This is a genomic window from Citrobacter cronae (genome assembly GCF_016893685.1).
In the GTDB taxonomy this organism is placed as follows: Bacteria; Pseudomonadota; Gammaproteobacteria; order Enterobacterales; family Enterobacteriaceae; genus Citrobacter; species Citrobacter werkmanii.
This window is the reverse complement of sequence record NZ_CP069763.1, coordinates 1,165,160-1,176,485: the sequence shown is the minus strand read 5'-3', so window position 1 is coordinate 1,176,485 and position 11,326 is coordinate 1,165,160. Positions and strand designations below refer to the sequence as shown.

At 52.7% G+C, this 11,326-nt stretch carries 9 protein-coding genes and 1 pseudogene; 3 read left to right on the top strand and 7 right to left on the bottom strand.

All coding sequences use genetic code 11. The features are described 5' to 3' along the window. The 4 genes and pseudogenes from JSN25_RS21990 to rfaD all read right to left on the bottom strand — a co-directional run. Nucleotides 1-774 (bottom strand): annotated as a pseudogene (locus JSN25_RS21990) (O-antigen ligase family protein); the annotation flags it as partial. 16 nt (nt 775-790) lie between these two features. Next, complete coding sequence (gene rfaC, locus JSN25_RS05210; protein WP_204525500.1) at nt 791-1,759, bottom strand: lipopolysaccharide heptosyltransferase RfaC; 969 nt, start codon at nt 1,757-1,759, stop codon at nt 791-793. Between the two features lie 3 nt (nt 1,760-1,762). Further along, nucleotides 1,763-2,809, bottom strand: coding sequence for an ADP-heptose--LPS heptosyltransferase RfaF (rfaF, locus tag JSN25_RS05205; RefSeq protein ID WP_069323713.1), 1,047 nt, complete (start codon nt 2,807-2,809; stop codon nt 1,763-1,765). A 9-nt stretch (nt 2,810-2,818) separates the two neighbouring features. Then, nucleotides 2,819-3,751, bottom strand: coding sequence for an ADP-glyceromanno-heptose 6-epimerase (gene rfaD, locus JSN25_RS05200; RefSeq protein WP_003827312.1), 933 nt, complete (start codon nt 3,749-3,751; stop codon nt 2,819-2,821). A gap of 214 nt (nt 3,752-3,965) precedes the next feature. Between rfaD and kbl the strand changes: the two genes are divergently transcribed. From kbl to JSN25_RS05185, 3 genes are all read left to right on the top strand, one after another. Then, nucleotides 3,966-5,162 carry a glycine C-acetyltransferase gene (gene kbl, locus JSN25_RS05195; protein ID WP_121529704.1) on the top strand — a complete coding sequence of 399 codons (1,197 nt, stop codon included), beginning with the start codon at nt 3,966-3,968 and terminating at the stop codon, nt 5,160-5,162. Nucleotides 5,163-5,171: 9 nt separating this feature from the next. Continuing rightward, a complete protein-coding gene (gene tdh, locus JSN25_RS05190; RefSeq protein WP_110496513.1) occupies nt 5,172-6,197 on the top strand; it encodes an L-threonine 3-dehydrogenase in 1,026 nt (341 codons plus the stop codon). Between the two features lie 193 nt (nt 6,198-6,390). Then, nucleotides 6,391-7,428 carry a glycosyltransferase gene (locus JSN25_RS05185; protein WP_204525499.1) on the top strand — a complete coding sequence of 346 codons (1,038 nt, stop codon included), beginning with the start codon at nt 6,391-6,393 and terminating at the stop codon, nt 7,426-7,428. Here JSN25_RS05185 and JSN25_RS05180 read toward each other — a convergent pair whose 3' ends face one another. The 3 genes from JSN25_RS05180 to gpmM are packed head-to-tail and all read right to left on the bottom strand — an operon-like array spanning nt 7,429 to nt 11,196. Beyond that, nucleotides 7,429-8,355 (bottom strand): divergent polysaccharide deacetylase family protein, encoded by a 927-nt coding sequence (locus tag JSN25_RS05180; protein ID WP_204525498.1) that lies wholly within the window; start codon nt 8,353-8,355, stop codon nt 7,429-7,431. A 3-nt stretch (nt 8,356-8,358) separates the two neighbouring features. After that, entirely contained in the window at nt 8,359-9,618 is a 1,260-nt protein-coding gene (gene envC, locus JSN25_RS05175) for a murein hydrolase activator EnvC (RefSeq protein ID WP_233638436.1), read from the bottom strand. A 33-nt stretch (nt 9,619-9,651) separates the two neighbouring features. Beyond that, a complete protein-coding gene (gpmM, locus tag JSN25_RS05170) occupies nt 9,652-11,196 on the bottom strand; it encodes a 2,3-bisphosphoglycerate-independent phosphoglycerate mutase (protein ID WP_069323718.1) in 1,545 nt (514 codons plus the stop codon). Nucleotides 11,197-11,326 lie beyond the last annotated feature (130 nt).

The following is an 11,326-nucleotide window of genomic DNA, read 5'->3' as shown; positions in this document are numbered from 1 at the left end:
CCCAACCAGTATCACGAAGCCCAATAACGCTTTGATCATCATGGCCCGGTTATGACGATAGTACATGAGAAACAGGCCGATACTCAGAATCGGGTATACCAAAATAGCCGCCCGAGTTTGCGTGGTTATGATCACCGCCAGCGATATCAAAAAATGTAACAGATACAGTGAAACGGTATGTTTTATACGCAGGTTGATGATGGCCTGAGATGCCAATAAGCCAATCAATGTTAGTGCATAAGCTGTACCAGTTTGGTGTTCAAATCCGAGTGCCAAACGATAGCTTAATAAATCAGGCTGATTCACAAGTTCATATCCCGCGAAAAGATACAAACCGATTGCCGTAAGAATCACCCAGATACTGGTTATGCGGGTTTTATTGGCACACGGTGCTCGCGATGTTAGCGCGGTCATCACCAGCGCGGCAAACAGCATCACTTTGCCACCGTTCTGATATGAGCGGTAGGCTCCGGTAAAGGCCGAGCCTGGTTGTTTAAATATTTCTACCCAAATAATCTGGAGCAAACTGAAGAGCAGCAACATAAAAGGCAAAACCAGATTCTTTTTCTCACTGCATACATACTTTAAGTTTTTACCTATAAGAGGCAGAGACAGAGCCGTGGAGAAAATAAATATCTTCAGCGCTTCATCTGGATTGACCAGCACCATCCCGAGAGTAGCAAGTATCCCGGCATAAAATAAGCAGTATACAAAATCGAATGGATTATTTTTTATACTATATATAAAGCGAGAAAACATGTGTTGCTGAAGCATGGTTCATCTCTTAAAGTTAAAGCAAATTATTATCAACCAGCGATGCGTTGACTAAACTAGCATTCAGATCCTGCAATTTTCCGGAATGACTCTGTTGTGTATATTGGTTTTTCCCATATCCCCCAATCAGTCCCGGATCAGTTGGGCCATACAGCGTAATATTTGGGCGATCCAATGCGGCGGTTAAATGGCTTAGGCCTGTATCAACTGATACTACAAATTTGGCCCCTGCGAGAACACGGGCGACCTCTTCCAGACTCATTCGTGGCAGGACATCAACGTAAGGGAACCCTTCCGCCAGTCGCCTGGCACGCGCTTCTTCATGCGCGGCTCCCCAGGGCAGTTTAATGCGTATGCCTGCATTGTTTAACAGGCCAATCAGCTCCCGCCAGTTGGCTTCCGGCCAGTGCTTATCATCACGGGTCGTGGCATGCAGAAACACCGCATATTGCCCTGCATCAGCATTTACTTCTGTCAAAAAATGCTGAGCGACAGCGTAATCACCCTGCGATTGCGGTTTGTTATATCCCAGACTTTTCGCAAACAATTCACGCGTACGTTCTACGGCATGCTGTTGTTTGGCAATATGATGCTTGCGATTATAAAACAGGCTCGCCAGCGGTTCACGGGCCGTGCTCCAGTCCATACCATGCTTGATCCCGTGAGCCAGACGAGTAACCAGCGCTGCGCTTTTTACCAACCCCTGCGCATCAATTATCGCGTCATACTGCAGTAAACGGACCGCATCGCGGAACGTTTTACGCTCAGCTTTAATCGGCGCTGAAAACCACGCTTTACGCCAGCGGCGGATCGCTACCGGAATCACGCGGTCAACGGCCGAATGCCAGGAGGGGATCTGAGCGAACCCTTCTTCCACCACCCAGTCAAAGTGAATATCCGGTATGGCCTGCTGCGCATCGGTTAATGCGGGCAACGTATGCAGCACATCGCCCATAGACGATGTTTTAACGATCAGAACCCGCATCCGTCAGGCTTCCTCTTGTAACAACAGGTCATTAAGTTCTTCCAGTACGCGCTGAGGAGTAATGTCGATCAGGCTCTGATGATAGCCTTCTGCTGCATCGCCTTTACGCACTTTGTGGTAGCCCGTAATCAGGCGGACGACTCGCGCTTTGTGCGACAACGGCGGGGTAAAGTCCGGACTACTTGGGCCATATAATGCTACCAGAGGTCGATTCAACGCGGCGGCAACGTGCATTAATCCAGAATCATTGGTGACAACCGCTTTGCAGGCAGCGAGAAGAATGACTGCCTGCTCCAGCTGTGTCTCACCCGCCAGATTGCGGCACCAGGACTGCTGTTCAAGGCTCAGCGTGGCGAGGATCTCATTCCCGGCTTCGTGGTCTTTTGCAGAGCCAAACAACACAATCTGATGGCCTTCATCGATTAATTGTTTCGCCAGTTCCGCATAGTGGTAATGCGGCCAGCGTTTCGCCGGACCAAATTCCGCACCAGGGCAAAAACCGATGATGGGGCGTTCGGCAGAAAGAGAGAACTGACTACAGGTCAGGGATTTTTCACCTTCGCTGACCTGCAACTGCGGCCATAGCAGAGGCTGCGGCAAATCTTTGGCCGTCAGCATCACGCCTTTATCATAGGCCAGAGCCACATAGCGCTCGACCATCAACGGCCATGCTTCTTTATCCAGCACGCGCGCATCGTTTAGCAGGCCGTAGCGCATCTCGCCACGCCAGCCGGTACGATGGGGGATGCCAGCAAAAAACGGCACCAGAGCGGATTTAAAAGAATTCGGCAGCACCCAGGCGCGATCATAGCGTCTTTCACGCAGGCTATGACCGAGCTTACGGCGCTCGCCGATCTCCAGCGCGCCGTGTCCCAGCGGCATGGCGATGGCTTCGTTGACTTCAGGCATACGCGACAGCAGCGGACGGCACCACGCCGGTGCCATCACGTCGATTATCGCCTGGGGATAGCGCGCCTTGAGCGTGCGATAGAGACTTTGCGACATCATCATGTCGCCCACCCATGACGGGCCGATCACCAGTATTTTCATGCTAACTTCTTACGCGTCGCGGTTCAGCCAGGCCATATATTCCGTTACGCCTTCGGCAACGGTCTTAAACGGCTTGTCATAGCCCGCTGCGCGCAGGTTAGTCAGATCTGCCTGAGTAAATGCCTGGTAGCGGCCTTTCAGTTTTTCCGGGAATGGAATGTACTCAATGCTGCCTTTTTTATGGTACGCCAGCGTTGCATCGGCAACGGCCTGGAAAGATTCCGCGCGACCGGTGCCGAGGTTAAAGATGCCGGATACCCCGTTTTCGAGGAACCACAGATTTACCGCCGCCACATCGCCAACATAAACGAAATCACGTTTGAAGTTTTCACTGCCTTCGAACAGTTTTGGTGTTTCGCCATTGTTAAGCTGGGTATTGAGGTGGAAAGCGACGCTTGCCATGCTGCCTTTGTGGCCTTCGCGCGGTCCGTAGACGTTGAAATAGCGGAAGCCAACAATCTGAGAGTTGGCTTCTGGCAGGATCTGACGCACGTATTCGTCGAACAGGAATTTTGAGTAGCCATAGACGTTCAGCGGTTTCTCATATTCACGGGATTCGATGAAATCAGACGTACGACCGCCGTAAGTCGCGGCGGAAGAGGCGTACAGGAACGGAATTTCGCGCTCCAGGCAGTAGTGCAGCAGCTCTTTGGAGTATTGATAATTGTTATCCATCATATACTTGCCATCCCACTCGGTGGTGGAAGAGCATGCGCCTTCGTGGAAAATCGCTTCGATATCGCCGAAATCTTCGCCAGCCATAATCTGGATCAGGAAGTCTTCCTTATCCATGTAGTCAGCAATATTCAGGTCCACCAGGTTAACAAATTTAGTGCCGTCTTTCAGGTTGTCCACCACCAGAATATCGGTGATGCCTTTATCATTCAGGGACTTAACGATGTTGCTGCCGATAAAGCCCGCGCCGCCGGTAACGATGATCATAAATGTAACCTTCGAATTATGGAGTCAGAGACAATCTCAGACACGAATACTTCTATCATATCACTACATGGTCCAGGCTTCAGCCATTCACCGATAAGCTGTGCGGGTACGCGTGATTTATGCTTCATTTTGAAGAAGTGATGATGCGTCATCTCGTATCAATGTATAGCTTTGGGTAATATGTGCTGAAATTTGCCCAGTCTGGAGAATTGAAATGCGTGGGGATTTTTACAAACAGTTAACCAACGATCTCGAAACCGCACGTGCGGAAGGATTGTTTAAAGAAGAGCGCATTATTACATCTGCCCAGCAGGCGGATATCACCGTGGCAGATGGAAGCCACGTTATTAACTTTTGTGCGAACAACTATCTGGGACTGGCTAACCACCCGGAACTGATTGCCGCGGCAAAAGCGGGTATGGATTCTCACGGGTTTGGTATGGCTTCGGTACGCTTTATTTGTGGTACCCAGGACAGCCATAAGCAACTGGAGCAAAAACTGGCGGCTTTCCTTGGTATGGAAGATGCCATCCTTTACTCTTCCTGCTTTGACGCCAACGGCGGTCTGTTTGAAACTCTGTTGAGTGCAGAAGACGCGATCATCTCCGATGCCCTGAACCATGCTTCAATCATTGATGGCGTTCGTCTGTGTAAAGCGAAGCGTTTCCGTTACGCCAACAACGACATGGTCGAGCTGGAAGCGCGTCTGAAAGAGGCGCGCGAAGCGGGGGCTCGTCATATCCTGATTGCCACCGATGGTGTGTTCTCTATGGATGGCGTGATTGCGAACCTGAAAGGCGTCTGCGATCTGGCGGACAAGTACGATGCGCTGGTCATGGTTGATGACTCCCATGCGGTCGGCTTTGTCGGCGAAAATGGTCGTGGCTCTCATGAATACTGTGACGTGATGGGCCGTGTGGACATCATTACCGGTACGCTGGGTAAAGCGCTCGGCGGCGCATCCGGTGGTTACACCGCGGCCCGTAAAGAGGTCGTTGAGTGGCTGCGTCAGCGTTCCCGCCCTTATCTGTTCTCCAACTCACTGGCTCCGGCGATTGTGGCTGCTTCCATTAAAGTGTTGGAAATGGTCGAGCAAGGTAGCGAACTACGCGATCGCCTGTGGGCGAACGCGCGCCAGTTCCGCGAGCAAATGTCTGCCGCAGGCTTTACCTTAGCCGGTGCGGACCACGCGATTATCCCGGTTATGCTGGGTGATGCGGTGGTGGCGCAGGAGTTTGCCCGTGAGCTGCAAAAAGAGGGGATTTACGTTACTGGATTCTTCTATCCAGTGGTTCCAAAAGGCCAGGCGCGTATCCGTACTCAGATGTCTGCAGCGCATACCCCTGAGCAGATTACGCGTGCTGTTGAGGCGTTCACACGCATTGGTAAACAACTGGGCGTTATTGCCTGAGGATGTGAAATGAAAGCGTTATCCAAACTGAAAGCGGAAGAGGGCATTTGGATGACCGACGTTCCTGAACCGGAAGTCGGCCATAACGATTTGCTGATTAAAATCCGTAAAACAGCCATCTGCGGGACTGACGTTCACATTTATAACTGGGATGACTGGTCGCAAAAAACCATCCCGGTTCCGATGGTCGTGGGGCATGAATATGTCGGCGAAGTTGTTGGCATTGGTCAGGAAGTTAAAGGCTTTAAAATCGGCGATCGCGTTTCTGGCGAAGGTCATATCACCTGCGGGCATTGCCGTAACTGCCGCGGTGGGCGTACACACCTGTGTCGCAATACGACCGGTGTCGGCGTAAATCGTCCTGGCTGCTTTGCAGAGTACCTGGTGATCCCGGCATTTAACGCGTTTAAAATCCCGGACAATATCTCCGATGATCTGGCGTCCATCTTCGATCCGTTCGGTAATGCGGTGCACACGGCGCTGTCGTTCGATCTGGTGGGAGAAGATGTGCTGGTATCCGGCGCGGGTCCAATCGGTATTATGGCGGCGGCGGTTGCGAAGCACGTTGGCGCACGCCACGTGGTGATCACCGACGTGAATGAGTATCGCCTTGAGCTGGCACGCAAAATGGGTATCACCCGCGCGGTCAACGTATCGAAAGAGAATCTGACCGACGTGATGGCTGAGCTGGGCATGACCGAAGGGTTTGATGTAGGCCTGGAGATGTCCGGTGCGCCGCCAGCGTTTCGCGCTATGCTGGATACCATGAACCACGGTGGCCGTATTGCTATGCTGGGTATTCCGCCATCTGATATGTCCATCGACTGGACTAAAGTTATCTTTAAGGGGCTGTTTATTAAAGGCATCTACGGTCGTGAGATGTTTGAAACCTGGTACAAAATGGCCGCTCTGATTCAGTCTGGTCTGGATTTGTCGCCAATTATCACCCATCGATTCTCCATCGATGAATTCCAGCAAGGCTTTGACGCGATGCGTTCAGGGCAGTCAGGGAAAGTGATCCTGAGCTGGGATTAACCGTATCCACGTAGTGGATTCTGCACGCCGTCCCCGGATGTTGACTATCGTTAACTCTCCGGGGATTTTTTTTGTTTGCTGCGCTCATTCGTCAGGCGCATTTTCCGCTAAAGGTTTGAGAAATTTTCTCTGAAGAATTACCGCTAAATATGTTAGAAATTGCCGTTAATTATACTGTTTGGCAGGATTTGATATGACCTATACCCCCGGCCTATTGAGCGTCATTATGCCGCTCTACAATACGGGTGAACCATTCATTGCGTGTATGGATTCGCTGATTGCGCAAACGTGGAAAAATCTGGAGATCATCATTGTTAATGATGGCTCTACGGATAACTCTGCGCAGCTCGCACAGGCGTATGCGGATCGTTATCCGCACGTTCATCTACTGCATCAGCAGAACGGGGGAGTCTCAGCGGCGCGTAATACCGGCATGGAAGTCGCCAGGGGCGAGTACATCGCTTATGTTGACGGTGATGATATTGCTTATCCGGAAATGTATGAAACGTTGATGAAGATGGCGTTGAAGGACAATCTGGATGTTGCGCAATGCAACGCTGATTGGTGTATTGCCGAGACGGGTAAAACCTGGACATCTATTCCTGCCGATCGAATTCGTTCTACCGGCGTGATGACCGGGCCAGATTGGTTACGCAAAGCGTTAGCCAGTCGTCGGTGGCGGCACGTTGTCTGGATGGGCGTTTACCGTCATCAGACCATCCGCGACGCAGGGCTGACCTTCCTGTCTGGCCTGCATCACCAGGATATCATCTGGACCACGGAGTTTATGTTTAATGCGAAACGCGCACGCTACACGGAAGTCCCATTGTACAAATACTTCCTGCACGGCGCGTCCGTGAGTCGTCTGCCGCGTACCGGGCTGAAGAACCTCGCCTATCAGCGTCACTACATCAAGATTACCCGCCTGCTCGACAAAATGAATCATGAGTACGCCGGGCGCATTCCCATTTACCCGGAATTCAAACAGCAGGTGATTTACGAAGCGCTACGCGTTTGTCATTGCATACGTAAAGAGCCGGACGAAAAAATCCGCCAGCGTATGATTGCTGAAGTATTTGTGTCGGGTATGTTCAAACGGATGGTAAGTAATATCTGCAGCGTTAAGCTGGGTTATCAGGTGCTGCTGTGGGCCATCCGCTTTAGCCAGTGGCGCGATAAATCACTGACGCCGCGCCGCCTGGCCCATTTAACGTTGGATCTTAACGACTGATTATTGCCAGCCCTGCCACTGCAGGCGCATATACTGCACCAGCGTGCTTTGGGCGATGCTTTCACCGAGTACGGTGAAGTATCGACTGGCGTAAATGGGTTCTAACGGCTGTTTCGGTTTGCACAATTTCACACCGCGGAAAGGATTACGCGGTGCGCCGTTATTCGGTTGCGTGAGGTTAGTAGGTCTGGAGGTATCGACCTGCGGTTCATTGAGCAGGCTGCTCGGACGAACCAGCGTAATATCGGCTGGCAGATTATAAAGCATCTGCTGTAATACTCGCACCGTGGAAGGATGAGGGTGTCCAATGGCGATCGCTGAGCCGTTGCGGCGCGCAAGATCGACGGCGCGAGTAAACTGACGACGAATGTCAGCTTCATTTTGCGTGTCATCCAGGAAGACTTTGCGTTTGATGACCTTCACACCGGTTCCTGACGCTGCGCGCATGGCCTGGCTGTTGCCGATGGTCATGCTGTCCAGAAAGTAGAGATCGTAACGTTCCAGCGCCTGCATCACCTTCTGCATGCCAAACAGGCTGGAAGTCATCGCACTGCCCATATGGTTGTTCAGCCCCACGGCATTCGGCACTTTGCTTACCGCGTCGCGAATAATGCGTTCAATCTCTTCGCTGCTCATTTCCGGGCGCAAAGTATCTTTCTCTAACGGTTGTTTGCTCAGCGGCGCCATCGGCAGATGGATTAACACCTCATGCCCACTGTTATGCGCTTTAATCGCCATTTCACGCGCATGTGGAGCATTGGGTAAAACGGCAACGGAGATGGTGGAAGGCATCGCCAGTACCTGATTTTCAGTTTGTGGACGATAGCCGAAATCATCAATAACGATGGCGAGTTTGCCAGCAAAAACAGGTGTTGCGAAGGCCAGCACGCTGGCAAGAGAGAGTAATAGACGACGAAATTGAGGCAAAACTTATCTTCCCAACCACGGCTGTGGATTGACCGCCTGACCCTGGCGACGAATTTCAAAATAGAGTGCCGGCCTGCCCTGACCGCCGCTGCTACCCACAAGCGCAATAGGCTGCCCGGCGCGAACCTGCGTACCGACGCTGACCAACGCGCTCTGGTTATAACCGTACAGGCTCATATCGCCTTTACCGTGCTCAACCACGACTACCAGACCATAGCCCTGCAACCAGTCCGCCAGAATGACGCGACCATCGGCAATGGCTTTAACTTCGGTGCCTTCGGATGCGCCAATAACCATACCCTTCCAACGTAGCTCACCTTGCAGTTGTTCGCCATAACGATGCAGCGTTGGGCCGCGAACAGGCCAGAATGCCTGGCCGCGCGGCGATCCCAGGCCGCCGGTACGGGACATCAGTGATTTTTCACTTTCGGTCGGCTTGTAGGTCGAGCCTTTTCGTGACGCATCCTTCTGCTTATCACGTACGGCCTGCGCCTCGCGCGCTTCACGTTCCGCGCGCGCTTTGGCCGCGGCTTCAGCGCGAGCAATGCTGTTGCGTAGACGGGATTCGTTAGCGCGCATTTCGCCCAGTTGCTGCTGGCCCTGTTGAATCGATGACTCCAGACCCGACAGTGTTTTCTGACGTTCGTTACGCGCCTGCTCCAGCTTAGCCTGCTGAGCGCGTTGTTCGTACAGCAGGGTCTGCTGTTCGCTCTGCTTATCTTCCAGCTCGGCTTTTTGTGAGTCGACCTCTTCGCGGGTTTGTTTCAGCTGCGCGATAGTTTCTTGCCGCGCCTGGTTCAGGTAGCCGAAATAGGCCTGCAGACGCTGTCCGCGCTGGCTTTCTTCGCCGCTAAGGATGAGCTGAAGACCGGTGTGTTCACCCTGGCGAAACGCGGCGTCTAACTGGGCTGCCAGGCTGCGCTCTTGCGCTGCCCGCTGTTTTTCCAGCTTCGCGAGCGCGGCGTTCATCTCAGCGATTTGTGCGTTCAACTGTGCCAGTGAGTTTTGCGTTTCGCGCAGTTGCCTTGCGGCGACGGCGATGGCCTGCTCCTGAGCTTTAAGCTGAGCGAGGAGAGTGGAACGTTGTTGTTGCTGTTGGCGTACCGCGCGTTCTTTTGCCGCGATATCGGCCTGAATCGATTTGAGCTGATCGCGTTCGTCCGCGTGGGTGGAAAAGGCGCACAGCAATACGCCAGCGCTAAGCGCGCTGGCGTAGAACAAGGGCCTGACTGAAAACTTTGGCAGTTTCACGGCCCGAGTGATGGTATTAATCGCCTTTCCCCTCATGGGGAGGGATTATTCCACGATGAACAGCGGCTTACCAGTCATCTCTTGCGGGATTTCCATACCCATCAGCGTCAGCATCGTTGGGGCGATATCTGAAAGTTTACCGCCTTCGACCGCTTTAACGTTTTTACCACCGACATAAATCAGCGGAACCGGCAGGTTGGTATGCGCGGTATGCGCCTGACCAGTAGACGGATCGCGCATTTGCTCTGCGTTACCGTGGTCTGCGGTGATCAGCAGCTGTCCGCCAACGGATTCAACGGCTTTCGCTACCTGCTCAACGCAATGGTCCAGCGCTTCAACCGCTTTAACCGCTGCTTCCATCACGCCGGTGTGGCCAACCATGTCGCCGTTCGGATAGTTACAAATGATGGTGTCGTATTTACCGCTCTCAATCGCTGCAACCAGCTTCTCGGTCAGTTCAGCAGAGCTCATTTCCGGCTGCAGATCGTAGGTCGCGACTTTCGGCGAGTTGATCAGGATACGGTCTTCGCCTGTGAACGGCTCTTCTACGCCGCCGTTGAAGAAGAAGGTTACGTGCGCATATTTTTCGGTTTCGGAAATACGCAGCTGCGTTTTTTCGTTCTTCGCCATCCACTCGCCGAAGGTGTTGGCCAGAGATGCTGGTGGGTAAGCCACCGCAGTTTTGATGTCGGCCGCGTATTCCGTCAGCATCACAAAGTTGAGGTTAACGACTTTCTTACGGGCGAAGCCATCGAAGTCAGCGTTAACGAATGCGCGAGTGATTTCACGCGCACGGTCAGCACGGAAGTTCATGAAAATCAGCGTATCGCCGTCTTCCATAGCGGCTTCTGCCTGACCTTCGGCACGGATCACGGTCGCTTTGACGAATTCGTCGTTCTCGTCGCGGGCATAAGCGGCCTGCAGGCCTTCAACCGCCGTAGCGAACTGGAACTCGCCCTTCGCCAGCGTCATCAGATCGTAAGCCTGTTCTACGCGATCCCAACGGTTGTCGCGGTCCATAGCGTAGTAACGACCGATGATGGAGGCTACGCGACCTTTGCCCAGCGCGGCAAATTTCTCTTCGAATTTCTGCAGTGAATGTTCAGCGCTGCGCGGCGGGGTATCACGACCATCAAGGAAAGCGTGCAGATAGATTTTTTCCGCACCGCGTTCAGCGGCCAGTTCTACCATCGCCATGATGTGATCTTCGTGGCTGTGAACGCCGCCAGCAGAGAGCAGACCCATGATGTGTACCGCTTTTCCGGCATTTTTTGCCTGGTCGACCGCGTGGGTCAGCACCGGGTTAGCGAAGAACGTACGCTCTTTGATTTCGACATCCAGACGGGTAAGGTCCTGATACACGATACGGCCCGCGCCCAGGTTGACATGACCCACTTCGGAGTTGCCCATCTGGCGATCGGGCAGGCCGACTTCCAGACCAGACGCATCAATCAGGGTATGCGGACGTTTTGCCCACAGCGCATCCATTACCGGGGTTTTAGCAGTAAAAATGGCGTTATCCTGGCTGTCTTCGCGATAGCCGTAGCCATCCAGAATCACCAGTACCATAGGTTTTTTAGAAACCGACATTGCGACAACCTCACACTCATAGATAAAAAATAATTGCGTAATTTTACTACAGCTGAATCGATAAAGTAGCCCCCGAAGATCAAATAATGGGGGATCGCGTGCCAGGGGGAACACCGATTTACATTTTTTT